This window comes from Streptomyces goshikiensis (genome assembly GCF_014650555.1).
Lineage (GTDB): Bacteria > Actinomycetota > Actinomycetes > Streptomycetales > Streptomycetaceae > Streptomyces > Streptomyces goshikiensis.
Window position 1 is genome coordinate 889,180 of record NZ_BMVE01000002.1, and the last position, 16,828, is coordinate 906,007.

The 16,828-nt window shown below is 71.4% G+C and carries 16 protein-coding genes; 7 read left to right on the top strand and 9 right to left on the bottom strand.

Annotated elements, in window-relative coordinates:
* The first annotated feature begins 136 nt into the window (after positions 1 to 136).
* The 4 genes from IE248_RS09135 (at position 137) to IE248_RS09150 (ending at position 3,668) form a co-directional block, all read left to right on the top strand.
* Positions 137 to 955 carry an inositol monophosphatase family protein gene (locus IE248_RS09135; protein WP_190030362.1) on the top strand — a complete coding sequence of 273 codons (819 nt, stop codon included), beginning with the start codon at positions 137 to 139 and terminating at the stop codon, positions 953 to 955.
* Between the two features lie 51 nt (positions 956 to 1,006).
* Positions 1,007 to 1,603, top strand: coding sequence for an NADPH-dependent F420 reductase (locus IE248_RS09140; protein ID WP_073796727.1), 597 nt, complete (start codon positions 1,007 to 1,009; stop codon positions 1,601 to 1,603).
* A 23-nt stretch (positions 1,604 to 1,626) separates the two neighbouring features.
* Complete coding sequence (locus IE248_RS09145; RefSeq protein WP_229895193.1) at positions 1,627 to 2,454, top strand: acyl-CoA thioesterase; 828 nt, start codon at positions 1,627 to 1,629, stop codon at positions 2,452 to 2,454.
* Between the two features lie 176 nt (positions 2,455 to 2,630).
* Positions 2,631 to 3,668, top strand: a complete 1,038-nt coding sequence (locus IE248_RS09150; protein ID WP_229895194.1) for a helix-turn-helix domain-containing protein — start codon at positions 2,631 to 2,633, stop codon at positions 3,666 to 3,668.
* Here IE248_RS09150 and IE248_RS09155 read toward each other — a convergent pair.
* The 5 genes from IE248_RS09155 to IE248_RS09175 form a co-directional block, all read right to left on the bottom strand.
* Positions 3,556 to 4,719, bottom strand: coding sequence for a COG1470 family protein (locus IE248_RS09155; RefSeq protein WP_190030363.1), 1,164 nt, complete (start codon positions 4,717 to 4,719; stop codon positions 3,556 to 3,558). The genes IE248_RS09150 and IE248_RS09155 overlap by 113 nt on opposite strands.
* Positions 4,720 to 4,723: 4 nt before the next feature.
* Positions 4,724 to 6,448 carry an FG-GAP repeat domain-containing protein gene (locus IE248_RS09160; protein WP_190030364.1) on the bottom strand — a complete coding sequence of 575 codons (1,725 nt, stop codon included), beginning with the start codon at positions 6,446 to 6,448 and terminating at the stop codon, positions 4,724 to 4,726.
* Positions 6,449 to 6,753: 305 nt separating this feature from the next.
* Positions 6,754 to 7,971 (bottom strand): MFS transporter, encoded by a 1,218-nt coding sequence (locus tag IE248_RS09165; RefSeq protein WP_190030365.1) that lies wholly within the window; start codon positions 7,969 to 7,971, stop codon positions 6,754 to 6,756.
* 112 nt (positions 7,972 to 8,083) lie between these two features.
* Positions 8,084 to 9,202, bottom strand: coding sequence for a fatty acid desaturase family protein (locus tag IE248_RS09170; RefSeq protein ID WP_190030366.1), 1,119 nt, complete (start codon positions 9,200 to 9,202; stop codon positions 8,084 to 8,086).
* A 7-nt stretch (positions 9,203 to 9,209) separates the two neighbouring features.
* Complete coding sequence (locus IE248_RS09175) at positions 9,210 to 10,265, bottom strand: ferredoxin reductase (protein WP_190030367.1); 1,056 nt, start codon at positions 10,263 to 10,265, stop codon at positions 9,210 to 9,212.
* Between the two features lie 86 nt (positions 10,266 to 10,351).
* On the opposite strand from IE248_RS09175, the gene IE248_RS09180 reads away from it, so the two are divergent.
* Entirely contained in the window at positions 10,352 to 11,497 is a 1,146-nt protein-coding gene (locus tag IE248_RS09180) for a PucR family transcriptional regulator (protein WP_190030368.1), read from the top strand.
* A 37-nt stretch (positions 11,498 to 11,534) separates the two neighbouring features.
* On the opposite strand, the gene exaC is transcribed toward IE248_RS09180, so the two are convergent.
* Positions 11,535 to 13,058, bottom strand: coding sequence for an acetaldehyde dehydrogenase ExaC (exaC, locus tag IE248_RS09185; protein ID WP_008742558.1), 1,524 nt, complete (start codon positions 13,056 to 13,058; stop codon positions 11,535 to 11,537).
* A gap of 53 nt (positions 13,059 to 13,111) precedes the next feature.
* Positions 13,112 to 14,398, bottom strand: coding sequence for a GAF domain-containing protein (locus tag IE248_RS09190; RefSeq protein ID WP_073796719.1), 1,287 nt, complete (start codon positions 14,396 to 14,398; stop codon positions 13,112 to 13,114).
* 196 nt (positions 14,399 to 14,594) lie between these two features.
* On the opposite strand from IE248_RS09190, the gene IE248_RS09195 reads away from it, so the two are divergent.
* Together IE248_RS09195 and IE248_RS09200 are read left to right on the top strand one after the other, a co-directional pair.
* Positions 14,595 to 14,777 carry a tail-anchor membrane protein gene (locus tag IE248_RS09195; protein WP_073772697.1) on the top strand — a complete coding sequence of 61 codons (183 nt, stop codon included), beginning with the start codon at positions 14,595 to 14,597 and terminating at the stop codon, positions 14,775 to 14,777.
* Positions 14,778 to 14,799: 22 nt separating this feature from the next.
* Complete coding sequence (locus IE248_RS09200) at positions 14,800 to 15,345, top strand: MOSC domain-containing protein (RefSeq protein WP_073796718.1); 546 nt, start codon at positions 14,800 to 14,802, stop codon at positions 15,343 to 15,345.
* Between the two features lie 54 nt (positions 15,346 to 15,399).
* Here IE248_RS09200 and IE248_RS09205 read toward each other — a convergent pair whose 3' ends face one another.
* Together IE248_RS09205 and IE248_RS09210 are read right to left on the bottom strand one after the other, a co-directional pair.
* Entirely contained in the window at positions 15,400 to 15,864 is a 465-nt protein-coding gene (locus IE248_RS09205; protein ID WP_198944780.1) for an SAM-dependent methyltransferase, read from the bottom strand.
* 55 nt (positions 15,865 to 15,919) lie between these two features.
* Complete coding sequence (locus IE248_RS09210) at positions 15,920 to 16,708, bottom strand: hypothetical protein (protein ID WP_008742564.1); 789 nt, start codon at positions 16,706 to 16,708, stop codon at positions 15,920 to 15,922.
* Between the last annotated feature and the right edge of the window lie 120 nt (positions 16,709 to 16,828).

Genomic DNA, 16,828 nt, shown 5'->3' on the forward strand with positions numbered 1-16,828 from the left:
GAGTAATCCTTGCCGTTCTTCACATGCATTTGAAGTTAATGGTGGGCCTCTATACCTTCGAGACGAAAGCGCGGGAAGCAACGCGCAGTTCGGCCCCGACCGGCCTCACCACCCCTCCTCAGACAGGAGCACCACCATGTCCGAAACGCTTCAGACCACCGACGTCGTCGCCTCCGACGCCGAGCTGCTCGACCACACCGCGGCCGCCGTGCGCACCGCCGGTGCGGCGCTGCGCGAGCGCTTCGGCGACGTGGTCCGCTACGAGACCCGCGAAGAGCTGATGCAGGCGCTCGCCGTCAACGACGACGCGGCCCTCGACATCCTGCGCCCCCGCCTCACGAGCCTTCGCCCGCAGGCCGGTTGGGTGGAGGACGAGCTGGACGGCGGGGCGCTGCCGCCCGGCGAGTGGTGGGTCGTGGACCCGGCCGAAGGCAACGTCAACCACCTGCACGCCCTGCCCGAGTGGGCGGTGACCGCCACCCTCGTACGGGAGAACCAGCCGGTGCTCACCGTGGTCCACCTGCCGTTGACCGGCGAGACCTACACCGCGCTCACCGGCGCCGGCGCCCACCTCGACGGCCGGCCGCTGCACGTCTCCGGCACCGCGGACCTCGGCCTGGGCATCGTGGCCACCAGCCAGGCCCGGCCGGACGAGGACGAGACGGTCGTACGGCGCGTCGGCTCCTCGATCACCGCGATGCTCTTCGACGCGCTCGTCGTGCGCACCTCCGTACCCGCGACCCTGCACCTGACGAACGTGGCCGCGGGCCGGATCGACGCCTTCTGGCAGTTCGCCGGCGCCCGGGCGGACCTGCTGCCCGGCGCGCTGCTCGTCACCGAGGCCGGCGGACGGATCTCCGACGCCGAGGGCCGCCCCTGGACCCCGCAGAGCGACAGCTTCCTGGCCGCCGCGCCCGGCGTCCACGCCGAGGCCGTCGCCACGCTCTCCCGCTGAGCCCTGCACCCCCCACATTTCCATCCGCACCCACGCAAGGACCACATCATCATGACCACGATCGCAGTTCTCGGAAACGGCCGCGTCGGCGGCAACCTGGCCGCCGCCCTCACCCGGGCCGGGCACGAGGTGACCGTCGTCGACCGCGCGCCGGGGGCCGCCGCCGACGCCGCCCGGACGGCCCGGATCGTCATCAACGCCACCCCGGGCGCAGGCTCCCTGGAACGTCTCGCCGCCCTGCGCGAAGAGCTGCACGGCAAGATCCTCGTCGACGTCTCCAACGCCACCACCGACGGACCGGACGGACTGCCCGCCGACCTGATCTACCCCGGTTCGAGCCTCGCCGAGCAGCTTCAGGAAGCACTCCCCGAAACGCACGTCGTCAAGACGCTCAACACCATGCTCTTCCCGGTGATGACCGCGCCGGCCACGCTCGCCCAGACGCCGACCGCCTTCCTCTCCGGCGAGGACCCGCTGGCCAAGCAGACCGTCCGTGAACTGCTCGTCGACCTCGGCTGGCACAAGGAATGGATCACGGACCTCGGCGGGATCCGGACCGCCCGCGCCACGGAGGCCGCGATCCTGTTCGTACCGCACATCATGAGGTCCACCGGATTCGCCCCCTTCGCGATCTCGATCGCCCGCTGACCGCCGAGCCGCGCGAGCCGCGGGTGACCGGCGTCCAGGCCGGCGTCCAGGTCGACGTCCCGGTGCGACAGGCCGATCTCGGCCGAGACGGCCTGGCGAGCACGATCGGCATGGCCCGCTGGCTGGAGGACGCCAGGATCCGGCTGCGGCTGCACCGCTTCGAACGCCTCGTCGGCGAGGGGAAGTTCGGCCCGTTCCGGATGCTGCTCGTCGGTCAACGGGTCAGCCGGCTCGCTCCGGCCGGACCGGTCGGTACCCGCGTGCGGGTGCACACCGGCGTTCGCCGGGTCGGGCGCTCCTCCATCACCTTCGGACAGGAGGTCATGGCCGGCGACAGACGTGTGGGCAGCGGCGAGGCGACGGTCGTACTGGCCGACGACTCCGGGCCGCTCCGGCTTCCAGACGAGCTGATCGCCGATCTCGACGGGATGCGGCTACCGGAGACAGAGGTGGCGGGAGGACCGGCCGCTCCCCGTCCGCACCCCGAGCGCCTGCACCGGGCCCACTACTCGTACTGGGCCCCGCTGCGTTCCCGGATCGGTGACGTCGACTCCAACCAGCACGTCAACTTCATCGCGCTGGCCACCTGGTACGACGAGGCCGTGGCCGCATTCACCCTGGACTCGATCGGGACGACTGCCGGGGGCCCGGTGCCGGACCTGCCGCCCTGGTCGTACCGGATCCAGTACCTCGGTGAGGTGACCTACCCGGGCGACTACGAGGTCGCGCTCACGGTCCGCTCCGTCGACACCGGGTCCGTGCACTACGAACTCGGTGTCTTCCGGGCCAACACCTGCCTGGGCGTGGCCGACGCCATCGGCCCGCGCGGCGAACCGAGCGCCGGCCGGTGACCTTCCGGTCAGCTCGTCTCACAGATCACAAGCATCAGCTCAGCCCCTCGACCGCAGCAATGCGATTCACCTATAGGAAGATTGGCACGGTGTCCACATGAGTCATGGCGGCGTCCTGCGGAACACGATCACCGCAGGACGGCGTTGCACGATGAGCACGAGAGGATCGGAGCCGGATGCACGGTACTGGCGCGGAGGCCGACGGCGCGCGCGGGGTGTTCGAAGTGGACTCGACCGCCCCGGGCTCCGCACCGCGGGGACTCGACGCATTCCGGCGCGGGTGGGAGACGCAGGTCGGCGACGACGTCTTCCAGCTGCCGGCCTTCAGCCCGGACACGATCGGTGACTTCCGGGTCAAGGGGAACGTGGCCAAGGTGCACGGCGCGGCGATCGCCGATCTTCACGCCGCGTCGGCGACCCGGACCGCCGACGTCCCGGGCGGAGATCAGGATCTGGTCGCCATGTACGTGGTGCGGCGCGGCTCATGGACCCTGGGCGGCCCGCCCGGTCACGGCGACCAGACCGTGTCGGCCGGGCAGTTCCTCGTCCGCCACCTCGGGCGCCTGACGGCCTTCGAGACATCGGCGCACCTCACGGCGAAGTTCCTCGTCCTGCCCTCCAGCGAGCTCAAACCCCTGCTCGGGACCCGGGTCGTCACCGGGCCGGCGGACTCGGCCGAGATGCGCTTGCTGACGGCCCTCACGGACATGATCCACACCACCGTGGCCGACCTCGGCCCGGCCGGTGTGGTAGCCGCCCAAGGCACCCTGATCGAGCTGACCAAGGCGGTGGCGAAGGGCCGGTTCGACGACGTGGAACCCCGGCTGGCGCCCGCCCTCACCCAGGCGGCCAAGGACCTCGCGAACCGTCGGCTCGCCGATCCCGAACTCTCTCCGGCGATGCTTGCGCGTGAACTCAGCGTCTCCGTCCGTACGCTGCACCGGGCGTTCGCCGCGGTGGGTGAGCAGGTGACCACCTACATCCGCCACCGCCGACTGCACGAGGCCCGGCTCGCCCTCGTCGCCCCGTCCGGGCGCCTGACCATCTCGGAACTCGCCGCGCACTGGCAGTTCGCGGACGGCAGTCACTTCACCCGAGCCTTCAAGAAGCGTTACGGCCAGACCCCCACCGAGTACGCCCGCTCGACCGAAGCGACCTCGCCCCCGCCGAGCCACAGCCTGGCCGACAGCGCGTGGCCCGCAGTTCGCGCTTGAGCGCGCGCAGCGCCGTACGTTCCTGCGCGCGACGCCGCAGCCAGGCACGCCACCGCTGGCGCGTGACGATGAGGACAAGGCCCAGGGCGAGGAGGCCGCCGGCGGTGAGAGCGGCGACGAGCCAGGGGAAGCAGGACAGCCGGACCGTGTTGCTCTCCACGGTCTTCGCCGCGCCGCCGGGAACGGTGGCGGTCACCGAGGCGGTGACCGCGCGGCGGCCGAGAGCGGGGAGGCCGGCGAGGCGGCCGGTGATGGTGGCGCTGCCGCCGGGGATCACGTAGATCCCCGTGGGGGTGAGCGGGACCGTACGCGTCGAGCCGCCACCGGTGACGTTCAGCGTTCCGGCGAAGGTGTACAGGACGTTGCCCGTGTTGCGTACGGTCACGGTGAACTCCTCGTCGCCGCCCGCGGGCCGGTGCTCCAGTTCTGTGAGGGAGACCTGGAGGTCGGCGGTGCCGGGGACGGTGAGCTGGACCAGCCGGGCGATACGGGTTTCGGTGTTCACCTGGCCGCTGACCGCGGGGGTGCGCAGCGCGGTGACCAGGCTGCCGAGGTAGCTGCCCGGCGGGGTGCCGTCGGGGACCGCGAGGGAGAAGCGGACCGTGGCGCTGCTCTTCGGCCGCACGGTGACGGTGGCCTCGGAGTCCAGCTTCAGCCAGGCTCCGACCGCGCGCATCCGCTGGCCTTCCTGCGCGGGGGCCAGGCCGCCGCCGGCCGCGTTGCTGACGTCGGCCCCGTAGACGTGGAAGGTCCGGGCCTCGTCGCTCTCGTTGTGGATGACGGCGGAGTCCTCGATCCGGGCGCCGGCCTTCAGCGCGTACCCGAAGTGCCCGCCGGTCAGCGTCGTCAGACCGTAGAGCCCGGCCTGCACTCCGAACGGCCCGCCCGCGGCGGATGCCGGTGGGGCGGGCGATGGTACGGGGCCCGGCGCTGCCTGCGCGCCCGGCGCCAGGGCGAGCACGAGGCCCGTGAGGAGGAGGCTCCACAGGGCGGGGAACCGTGCCCGGCGGGTGGCGGTGGCACTGCCCCGGGCGCGCAGACAGCTGTTCATGGGATCAGCCGGTGATCGTGTACTGGAGGGTGCCGCTGTAGGAGCCGGGGAGCGTCTCCGCGGGGATGTTCCACTGCGCCGTCGACCCGTCGTGGGTGAAGGCACCGCGGGTGCCGCCGTCGCCGGTCGCCATCGTCACGGCCGGGGAGAGGCTGGTGCCCGGTTGCGGATTGGCGCCCTGGGGGAAGTGGCCGCCCGGGCCGGGCTTGGCGATGCCCGTCCACTGGCCGCCCGTCCCGTTGAGGTGTCCGCCGGTCGTGACCTTCAGGTTGCTCCACCCGATGGTGTCCGCGCCGCTGACCAGGTCGGTGGTGGCGACGGTCACCGACCAGGGGGCGTTGGTCGAGAGGGTGTTGGTGTACTTGAACGTGCCGAGTCCGGCCGCGGTGCTGACGGTGCCGGGTGCCAGCCTGTCGAAGTTGACGGCCGGCAGGTTCACCTCCATCGACAGGACACCGGGCGCCTTGGCGACCTGTACCGACATCGACTGGGCCGTGCGGTTCGGCTTCGAGGTGTTCAGCAGCACCTGCGCCGCAACGCCCGCGGCAGCGGAGGAGGCCGCCAAGTCGGGCCGGCCGTCGCCGTTCAGGTCTGCGACGGCGTACGAGCCGTTCGCGCCGCCCTTCACTTCGTAGAGCGGGCTGGCGTTGCGGAAGGTGCCCGTGCCGTCGCCGAGGAGGACGGTGGGCTGGTTGTCGGGGCCGTTGTCGGTGACCAGGTCCGGCTTGCCGTCCGTGTTGACGTCGGTGATGGCCACGCCCTCAAGGGCGCTGCCGCCGACCGGGTGGGTGACCGGGGCACCGAAGGATCCGGCGCCGTCGCCGAGGAAGACGCTGATCGTCCGGTCGGTGTGCGCGATGACCACGTCTTGCCTGTTGTCGCCGCTCACGTCGCCGAGGGCGATGGCGCGGCCGAGGAAGGCGCCGTCGGCGAAGCGGGTGGCCGGGCCGAGACGCCCCTTGCCGTCACCGAGGAGGACGGAGATGTCGGACGTACCCGCGTTCACGGTGACCACGTCGGGCTTGCCGTCGCCGTTCACGTCCCCGGTCTTCAAGCCGGAAGGGCGCAGCTGCGCGGCGGAGTGGCTGCTGGGCCGGCCGCCACCCACGTAGTGGTTGCTCGCGGTGCCCAGCGCGCCGGTGCCGTCGTTGGTCCACACCGAGACGTTGTCGCCGTTGCTGTTGGACGTCAGGACGTCGGGCTTGGCGTCACCGTTCATGTCGGCGACCGTGATGTCCACGGGGAACATCGCGTTCGTCGACGGGTTGACCAGCGTCGGCGCGAAGTAGGAAGTGGCCGGGGCGAAGCCGCCCTTGCCGTCGCCGAGCAGCTCGACGATGCTGCCCATGCTTTCCGTACCGTGCTGCGTGGGCTGCTTGGTCAGGGCCGCGGCGACGACCGCGTCCAGCCGTCCGTCACCGTTGAGGTCCGCGAGTGCGACCGCCGTCGGGAAGGTGCCCGTGTCGAGCCCGAAGGAGACTCCGGGGCCGAAGCCGCCCTTGCCGTCGCCGAGCGCGGCCACCAGGGTGTTCGATCCCTTGACCGGGGTGACGAGGTCGGCCTTGCCGTCGCCGTTCAGGTCGCCCAGCGCCGGGGCAGTGCCCTTCCCGGAGCCGGCGGGCAGCGGGACGGTGGTCGCCCCGCTGAAGGAGACGGTGGGATCCGGTGCGGCCTGGGCGGCCGGGGCCAGACACAGCCCGGCTACGAGTGCGGCTGCTGAGCCGAGCACGAGCCCGGCTCTGCGTGGTGTGGAAGTGTTCAACGTACCCGCCCCTTGGGGATGTCGCGGCACGCCGACGGGAGGAGTCGACCTGCGGTGGTGTGATGGAGAGTCAGACGCAGTCAACACCGCCGCGCCGGGGAAGTTGAGTGGATGTCCCACCAGTTCCGGGGCCACTCCGCGGGTGTGAGCTGGTGATTCCTACGATCGGCCGGCTGGCTGGCTGCGGACCGGGAAGACCGATCGGCGCGGGACCGACTCCGACTCCGACGGCCGGCACGCCGGGGCGGGCGCCCACCCCGATCGCGGTGTGGCTAGGAGGCCTTGGGCCACGCGTGCCTTCCGGCCCGGTGGGCCCAGGCCACGAGGACGGTTAGGACGGCTGCCAGTCCGCCCAGGACCATGACTGCGGAGGGCGAGGAGCGGTCGAGGACAGCCCCTCCGACGAAGGCTCCGATGGAGATCGTGGCCTGGAAGGAGGCGGTGAAGAGGACCGAGGACGCCTCGGGGGAGTCCGGGGCGGCCTTGGAGAACCAGGTCTGGGAGCAGACCGGGACAGCGCCGTAGGCGACGCCCCAGACGACCAGTAGTGTCACCGCGCCGGCGTCCGAGTGCCCCAGGACGGGGAGGAGGAGCGTCGCGCCGCCGATCAGCGCGGCGGCCGCCGCGAAGGTGGACCGCGGGTGGCGTCCCACCGTGGCTCCGCCCAGGAAGTTGCCGGCGATGCCGGCCGCTCCGTAGATGAGCAGGTAGACCGTGACGAGACCCGAACTGACATGGGTCACCTGCTCCAGGAACGGGGTGACGTAGGTGTACGTGCCGAAGTGGGCGAGCACCACGAGGAAAGTCATGACCAGGGCGAAGCGGGTGTTGGCGCTCCGGAGCATGCCACCGAGGACGTCGAGGCGCGTCGCCTGGCCGGAAGGCAGGGGCGGTACGACCACGAGCAGCAGCACGAGGACGGCCAGCGTGAAGCCGCCCATGACGAGGAACGCCGTCCGCCAGCCTGCGATGTCACCGATGAAGGTGCCCAGCGGCACGCCGAGTACGGAGCCGAGCGGTACGGCGGAGAAGATCACCGAGGTCGCGCGGCCCACGGACTTCGCGGGAACCAGCTGGCCGGCGAGTCCGGCGCCGATGGACCAGAATCCGCCGATGGTGATGCCCACCATGACGCGGGAGATCAGGACCAGCCAGTAGCTCGAAGCGGCGGCGGCCAGGAAGTTGGCCAGCGCCAGCAGCAGGATGAACACACCCAGCATGACCCGCCGGTCGATACGCCCAGTGGCCACCGTGACCACGGGGGCCGAGAGCGCGGCGAGGAGTCCTGGCATGGTCATCATGAGACCAGCCATTCCGTCCGAAACGGTGAAACTCGATCCGATCGAGGTGAGAAGGCCGATCGGAAGGATCTCGGTCGTGACGATGGAGAAGATCCCCAGCATCACCGAAATGACGGCCAGCCAGGAGACGGACGGCGAGCGGTCCGTCGGTGCGGGGGACCGGGCGGAAAAGGTGGTCGCTGTGGACATGAACCCCGTCCTGAGTCGGACATCACATGCAGAGTTGCGTGATCTCCACTCCAGCAGGAACGGGCGCCATTTTCCGGCGGGTTACCGACACCAACGGAACCGCTACCGGGAATCAGGCGGCGACGAGCTCCTGCTCGCGGTCCGGCGCATCGACCTTGGGCTTCTTGTTTGGCAGCGAGAGCCGGAAGACCTTGTGCCACGCGGAGAACACCTGCTTGGGCAGCGGCCCGGTGACGTACTCCAGCTCGTACTTCTCGAACAGCGCGCGCACCTTCACCGCGACCTCGGCGTACCGGTTGCTCGGCAGGTCCGGGAACAGGTGGTGCTCGATCTGGTGCGACAGGTTGCCGGTCATGAAGTGCATGGCCCTGCTGCCGCTGATGTTCGCCGAGCCCATCATCTGGCGCAGGTACCACTGGCCGCGCGTCTCGCCCTTGATCGACCGGCGCTCGAAGACCTGCACGCCCTCGGGGAAGTGCCCGCACATGATCACGGAGTGGGACCAGACGTTGCGGACCAGGTTCGCGGTGAACGTGGCGGCGAGGGTGGTGAGGAACGACGGGCCCGACAGCAGCGGGTGGATCACGTAGTCCTTGAGCACCTGCTTGCGGATCTTGCGGCCCACGGCCTTGGCCCGGGCGCGGAATTCCGGGTTCTTGCGGCGGCGCTTGTGCAGGTTCCTGCCGAGCTCCAGGTCGTACGCCGCGATGCCGTACTCGAAGAAGCAGGCGTTGATGAAGTTCCACAGCGGCTGGCCGAGGTGGAGCGGGTGCCACTTCTGGTCCTCGTCGACGCGCATGATGCCGTAGCCGAGGTCGTTGTCCTTGCCGATCACGTTGGTGTACGTGTGGTGCAGCTCGTTGTGCGAATGCCTCCACTGATCGGACGGCGAGACGTGGTCCCACTCCCAGGTGGTGGAATGGATCTTCGGGTCCCGCATCCAGTCCCACTGGCCGTGCAGGACGTTGTGACCGATCTCCATGTTGTCCATGATCTTCGCCACGGACAGACCGGCGGTGCCGAGCAGCCACGCGGGCGGGAAGAACGAGAACAGCAGCACGCCCCTGCTGACCAGCTCAAGCTTGCGCTGCGCCGAGATGACCCTACGGATGTAGGCGGCGTCCTTCTCGCCCCGGCTGGCAATCACCTCATTGCGGATCGCGTCCAGCTCGCGGCCGAGCTCCTCGATCTGCTCCGCGGTCAGGTGGGCGGTGGGGTCGATGGCGGTCAAGGTGCTCCTACCGTTCGATGTCGCAGGGGCCCGCCGCGGCGGACACACAGGTCTGGATGAGGACGCCCGGCTCGGCCTCGGTGATCTCGCCGGTGCGCAGGTCGCGGACGGCACCCGCCTTGAGCGGCGTGACGCAGCCGAAGCAGATGCCCATACGGCATCCGGACGGCATGAGCACGCCGGCCTCCTCGCCGACGTCCAGCAACGGCGTGGCGCCGTCCGCGTCGACGGTCCTGCGGGTGGCGCTGAAGGTGACCTCGCCGCCGTCACCGGCGACGACGATGCCGGGGCGGAAGCGTTCGGTGTGCAGGCGCTCTTCGACGCCGTGTGCACTCCAGAACTCCTCGGCGGCGTCGAGCAGGCCCGCGGGCCCGCAAGCCCAGGTCTCGCGCTCGGCCCAGTCGGGTACCAGTTCGTCGAGACGGGCGATGTCGAGCACGCCGTCCGTGTCGGTGTGCACCTCGGTGAGCCGCAGCTTCTTCTCCGCGACCAGGTCGTGCAGTTCGTTGCGGAAGATCACGTCTTGTGGCTGTGGCGCGCTGTGGACCATGACGACGTCGTCGAACTCGATGTCACGCAGCATGCCCATCACGGGCGTGATGCCGCTGCCGGCCGTCAGGTAGAGCACCTTGGCGGGCTTGGCCTCCGGCAGTACGAAGTCACCGGTCGGCTGGTCGAGCTGGACCAGCGTGCCCGGTTTCGCCCTGCGGACCAGGTGGTTGCTGACCTTGCCGTCCGGGATCGCCTTCACGGTGATCGTGACGCGGCCGTCCTTGCGGTCCGTCGGCGAGGTGATGGAGTAGGCGCGCCACAGGCGCCTCCCGTCGACGTCGACCCCGATCCGCACGTACTGACCGGCCGTGTGACCGCGCCAGCCCCTTCCCGGCCTGATCACGATGGTCGCGGCGTCACCCGTCTCGGGGTGCACGGCCTCGATGCGCCCACGCAGGTCAGCGCCCGCACGCAGCGGGCTGACCAGGTCGAGGTAGTCCGACGGCAGCAGCGGCGTCGTGATCATCTCCAGCAGTTTCCACGCCCTACTGCGGAGCGCTGTACTCGTCATGACCCCAGCTTGATGCGCCTCAGGGCGTAAAGTCCTGACCGCAGGACGTAAATTTGCCCGGCTGAATTGTTCCCAGGGAATAAAACATGAGCCATCCAATCCGGAGGGTCACCGAACTGGCCCTGGATCCGACAACGGTCACCGCACTTCGGGCCACGCTGAAGAGCACCGCCGACGAGGTCGTCCAGGCGATCATCGACGAGGTCCCTCCCTACGCCAACGCCCTCTCGGGGCGCATGGGCGTCACCATCCGCCGAGCCGTCCGCACTGCCCTGGGGCACTACCTGGACCTCGCGAGCGGGAACGCCACGGGCGGCGACGCCGGTGACGCGGCCTACGAGCTGGGCCGCGGCGAGGTGCGCGACGGGCGGTCGATGGACGCCCTGCTCAGCGCCTACCGCGTCGGCGCCCGCGTGGCCTGGCGATGCCTGGCAGCGGGCGCCGTACCCGCAGGTCTGCCCGCCGCCGAGGTCGCCAAGTTCGCCGAGCTGACCTTCGCCTACATCGACGAGCTCTCCGGCGCGAGCGCCGCGGGCCACGCCGACGAACTGGCTGCCCGGGGCCGGGACCACGAGCGCCACCTGGAACACCTGGCCCGCGACCTCCTCGCCGGCGCGAGCCCGGAGGTGCTGCTGGCCTCTGTGCAACGGGCCGGGTGGCAGCCTCCGGTTTCGCTGACCGCCGTCCTGCTGCCCGCCGCCCAGGCCCGGCCCGCCTACCGCGCGCTCGACCCGAGCACCCTCGTCCTCGACGATCTGCCGGACGCCCTCGGTGTGCTGCTCGTCCCCGATGCCGACCGGTCACATCTCTTGCGGCAGCTGGCCGAGCGCACCGCCGTGGTCGGCCCGGCCCGGCCGTGGACCCGTGCGTCTGCCTCGTACGCACGAGCCGTACGCGCGCGCTCCCTCTCCGCCGATATCCGCGACACCGAGGACCACCTGCCCGAGCTGGTGCTGAGCGCTGACGTGGACGCGTTCGCAGACCTGCGCGCCCGAGCCCTCGCACCGTTGCGGACCCTGCCCGTCGCGACGGCACGGCGACTGGAGGAGACGTTGCGGGAGTGGCTGCTGCACCAGGGCAGGCGGGACGAGGCGGCGGCGGCGCTGTTCGTCCACCCTCAGACCGTCCGGTACCGGATGTCGCAGCTGCGGGAGCTGTATCCGGATCTCGCATCGCCACACCGGGTCCTCGAACTGACGCTGGCGGTCGGTCTTCGCGCCGACGGCGCCTGACGGGCAAAAGCCCAGGCCGGGCGCCGTCTTTCAGGCACTAGAAGAAGCCGAGCCTCTTGGGGGAGTAGCTGACCAGGAGGTTCTTCGTCTGCTGGTAGTGCTCCAGCATCATCTTGTGGGTCTCGCGGCCGATCCCCGACTGCTTGTAGCCGCCGAAGGCGGCGTGGGCCGGGTAGGCGTGGTAGCAGTTCGTCCAGACGCGGCCCGCCTGGATCGCGCGGCCCGCGCGGTAGGCCGTGTTGATGTCGCGGGTCCAGACGCCGGCGCCCAGGCCGTACGCCGTGTCGTTGGCGATGCGGACTGCGTCCTCGAAGTCCTGGAACGACGTCACCGAGACCACCGGGCCGAAGATCTCCTCCTGGAAGATCCGCATCCGGTTGTCGCCCTCGAAGATGGTCGGCTGGACGTAGAAACCGCCCGCCAGCTCGCCGCCCAGGTCCTGCTTCTGGCCGCCCGTCAGGATCTTCGCGCCCTCCCGCTGGCCGATCTCCACGTACGACAGGACCTTCCGCAGCTGCTCCTCGGACGCCTGCGCGCCGATCATCGTGTCCGTGTCCAGCGGGTGTCCCGGCACGATCAGTTCCGTGCGCGCGACCGCCGCGTCGAGGAAGTCCCCGTACCGGCCCCGCTCGATCAGGGCGCGCGACGGGCTCGTGCACACCTCGCCCTGATTGAGGGCGAACATCGTGAAGCCCTCCAGGGCCTTGTCCCGCAGCTCGTCGTCGGTCGTCCAGATGTCGTCGAAGAACAGGTTCGGGCTCTTGCCGCCCAGCTCCAGGGTGACCGGCTTCAGGTGCTCCGCCGCGTACTGCATGATCAGCCGCCCGGTCGAGGTCTCCCCGGTGAAGGCGATCTTCGCCACGCGCGGGCTGGACGCCAGCGGCTTGCCGGCCTCCTCGCCGAAGCCGTTGACGATGTTCACCACCCCCGGCGGCAGCAGGTCCGCGACCAGGCTCAGCCAGTAGTGCACCGACGCCGGCGTCTGCTCCGCCGGCTTCAGCACCACCGTGTTGCCCGCCGCGAGCGCCGGCGCCAGCTTCCACACCGCCATCAGGATCGGGAAGTTCCACGGGATGATCTGGCCGACCACCCCCAGCGGCTCGTGGAAGTGGTAGGCGACCGTGTCGTCGTCGATCTGGCTGAGCGCACCCTCCTGCGCCCGCAGCGCGCCCGCGAAGTAGCGGAACTGGTCGATCGCGAGCGGTATGTCGGCGGCGAGGGTCTCCCGGACCGGCTTGCCGTTCTCCCAGGTCTCCGCGACCGCGAGGGCCTCCAGGTGCTGCTCCATCCGGTCCGCGATCCGCAGGAGGACCGACGACCGCTCGGCGACCGGGGTGCGTCCCCACGCGGGCGCGGCGGCGTGCGCCGCGTCCAGGGCCCGTTCCACGTCCTCGGCCGTGCCCCGAGCGACCTCGGTGAAGGTCTGCCCGTTGACGGGGGAGGGGTTCGCGAAGTACCCGCCCCGGGCGGGACCGACGTACTCACCGCCGATGAAGTGGTCGTACCGGGACGCGTACGACATGAGCGAGCCCTCGGTTCCGGGCGCGGCGTAACGGGCCATGAGTCCTCCACTCGCCGGGCGCCGGCCGCCGTCGGACAGCGCTCGCCAGGAGGCTACGAGGGGGCAGGTTGCGGGGACGTTGCACGCGGCGCGCCGAGTTCGAGGTCCAGGGAGCGTACGCGGGCCAGCGCGGCCGGCCGCCCCTCCGGCGGGAGCGCCGCGGCCAGGGCCCGCCACACCTCCGGGTCGTCCGCGCCCCAGGGCCCGCACACCCAGTCGCTCAGCAGCCCCGGGTCCGCCCGGGCGATCACGGCGGCCCGCGCCTGGTCCTCTATCCGCCGCCGCAGCCGGACGATCCCGGGCGCGGTCGAGGCCGGCAGCAGCGGCCCCGGATAGCGGCCCAGCGCGGCCGAGACGGCGCCCGCCGCCAGGTGCCGGGTCACGGCGGTGAAGTCCGCCTCCAGCGGGGCGGCGCTCCGGTAGGGCCGGGAGAGCAGCCGCTCCGGGCCGAGCAGCCCGCGCAGCCGCGAGATCTCCGCCCGCAAGGTCACCGGGCACACCGACTCGTCCTCGTACAGGGCGAGCGCCAGCTCCTCGCCCGACAAGCCCTCCGGATGGTGCGCCAGCAGCGCCATGATCTCGCTGTGCCGCCGCCCGAGCGTGATCTCCCGGCCCCCGGCCACCAGCAGCGCCTCGTCGCGGCCGAGCGCGGTCAGGGTGTCGCGGGCCGCCGCCGGGGGCGGGCTCAGCAGGGCCAGCTGGGCCTCCGCCGCCCGCGCCACCGCCTGGACGAACGCCAGCGAGTGGGGGTGGGCCAGCCCGTCGCCGCCGGTGATGTCCACCGCGCCGAGCACCCCGCCGGTCCGGGGATCGCGGACCGGGGCCGCCGCGCAGGTCCAGGGGTGCACCCGGCGGCTGAAGTGTTCCGCCCCGAAGACCTGGACGGGCTGCCCGAGCGCGACCGCCGTACCGGGCGCGTTGGTTCCCATCGCCGTCTCCGCCCAGCGCGCCCCCGGGACGAAGCCGAGCCCCTCCGCGCGCCGCAGCGTCGCCGGTTCGCCCTCCACCCACAGCAGGCTGCCCCGGGCGTCGCACACCGCCAGCAGATGGGCCCCGCTCGCGGCGAACGCCCCGATCAGCTCGCGGAACACCGGCATCACCCGGGCCAGCGGATGCTCCTCCCGGTACGCCCGCAGCTCAGGCTCCGCCCGCTCCACCCGGGCCCCGCACTCCGGGCTGACCCGGGCCCGGGCACTCCGCCGCCAGGACTTCGCGATCACCGCCCGGACCGGTGCCTCGACCAGCCCGGCCCCGGTGAACGCCGCGTGCGCCCGTCGCAGTTCGCGCGTGCGCTCGGCCGGGTCCGCCCCGCCCGGCAGCGCCAACGACGGATCGCCCATGTCACCCTCCCGTGCCGCCGCGGTACCCGGAGCGCCCCCATCGTCGTGCGGGGTGCGGATCCCGGCAAGCGGTACACCGGCCAGAGCGCGCCGAAACCTTACCGGCCACTGCGAGACCCGTCCGGATGGCCGGGAACGCACGGCCGAGACGGCGCGTTGTGGGAGTAGTGGCCGACGCAGCAGGAGGTGTCCGCAGATGTCCACACGCGGAAAAGTCGCGGTTGCCGGAGTCGTGGCAGCCATCGTGTTGTTCTGGGCGGTCGGGTTCTGGGCGGGGCTCCTGGTCCTGATCGGGGTGCCGACAGCGGCCTACCTGCTGCTGGACTCCTCTCAGCGGCGTCGGGTCCGGGGCATGTCAAAGAAGCAGATCGGCCGCTGACGCGGCAGTGGGGGGACGTCCTATGGGCACCGCACAAGTCGCGGCTGTCAGCAGCAACGCCGTGTACTCGTTCACCAAGCCCAACCGCGAGAGCATCAGGCTGCTCGCCGGGCTCGGCGTCGAGGGAGACGTGCATGCGGGAGTGACGGTCAAGCACCGCTCCCGCGTCGCACAGGACCCGACCCAGCCCAACCTGCGCCAGATACACCTCATCCACCGCGAGCTGTTCGACGAGGTGGCCGGAGCCGGCTTCCGCGTCGAGGCGGGGCAGCTCGGGGAGAACGTGACCACGGAGGGCATAGACCTGCTCGCGCTGCCGGCCGGCACGCTGCTGAGCCTCGGCGAGGAGGCGGTGGTGGAGGTGACCGGCCTGCGCAACCCGTGTCTCCAGATCGACCACTTCCAGGACGGGCTGCTCAAGCAGGTCGTGCTGCGGGACGAGGAGGGCCGGCTCGTCCGCAAGGCCGGAATCATGGGTGTGGTCCGCCAGGGCGGCACCGTCCACCCGGGTGACCCGATCGCCGTGACCCTGCCGCCGCCCCCGCACATACCGCTCGACCGGGTCTGACCCGCTCCGCAGGCGGTCGCCGGCCCCGTCGGCGCACCGCCGCGCTCGGGAGGGTCAGTAGTAGTCGCGCATCAGCGTCGTCGCCCACTCCGGCTGGCGGAGCTCGCCGCGCGGCCCGAATTCCGTCATGTACGGCTTGATGTCGAGCACCGGGGTGCCCTCCACCGCGTCCAGGCCCTCCACGTGAACGTCCAGGCCGTCCACCTTCAGCACCCGGCAGCGCGAGACACCCAGCCGGTTCGGCCGGTTCTTGCCGCGCTGGGCGAAGATGCCCACCAGCGGCCAGTCCGGGTTGCCCCGGGGATGCCGCGCGCCCGTCTCGACCTTCTCCGCCGGGACCCGGTCGAAGTGGTAGACGATCTCGACGTGCGAGAAGTCCGCCAGGCCGAACAGGGCCTCCGGCCCGAACCGCCGCTCGTCCAGCCGGATCACCGCCGTCTCCCGCCCCCAGTCGTCGTCGGCGACCTCCGCGCGGCCGCCCACGACCACCGCCACCGCTTCGGACTCCACCCGCATCATGTCCCCCTCGTGTCCCAACCCGTATGCAAGCCCGCGTACCTCAGACCGGCCGTGCTCAGACCGGCCGTACCGCGACGCGGTCCAGCGCGGCCAGCAGTTCCAGCAGCTCCGGCAGGTCCGCCGTCGCCCCGTGCGGGACGGTCAGCACCTCGCTCGGCTCCTCGTCGAGCAGCAGGAACGCCGCGTCACCCGTCCGGGCCACCAGCGACCAGCCCGGCCCGTCCACCCGTAGCGTCCGCGCGTCCTCGCCCGCGAACGAGGAGCGTATCCGGCCGGGCGGCGGAGCCTTCCGCGTGTACTCCAGGGCCTCCTTGAGCGCCCGCGCCAGCCCGGGGTGCGCGGCTGCCGCCGCCCCGCCGTCCGTCGCGATCCGCTCGCGCCAGTCGCCCCACTCCCGGGCTATCTGGTCCGCGCCCATCCGCCGCTGAACCGGCCCCCACGCCTCCGCCGAGGGCGGCGCCAGCGGCACCCGGCCGGTGCCGTCCGCGCCCTGTTCCGGATCGTGCGGCTCCGGGACCCCCGTCGTCGAGACCGTGAGGTCCAGGGGCCAGCCCGCCAGCGAGACCACGATGGTCCGCTCGTCGGGCGACAGGTCGTACTCCATCCCGCAGTCCCAGGACGCGATGGCCGCGGCCACGAGCGAGACGTCGTCCACCACGACCGTCCAGCGCGCGCCCTCCTCGTCCTGGCCGAGCACCAGCCCGTACCCCTCAGGCGCCGCCGGCACGCCCAGCAGTGAGCAGGCCTCCGGGAAATCGTCGCCCAGTACCCCGGGGAACTGCGCGGGGGTCATCAGTACGGCGGTCAGCACGTACAGGGACCCGCCGTCACCCTCGTCGGACACGTAGCCTCCCGGTCGCTCTCTCGTCGGCGCACCCTAACCAGCGGGTAACCGCCGCGTCGAGAGCCCGCGGGAGTCGAATTCCAAGCCCACTACCTGCACGTAGAGTTGAGGACCCGCAAC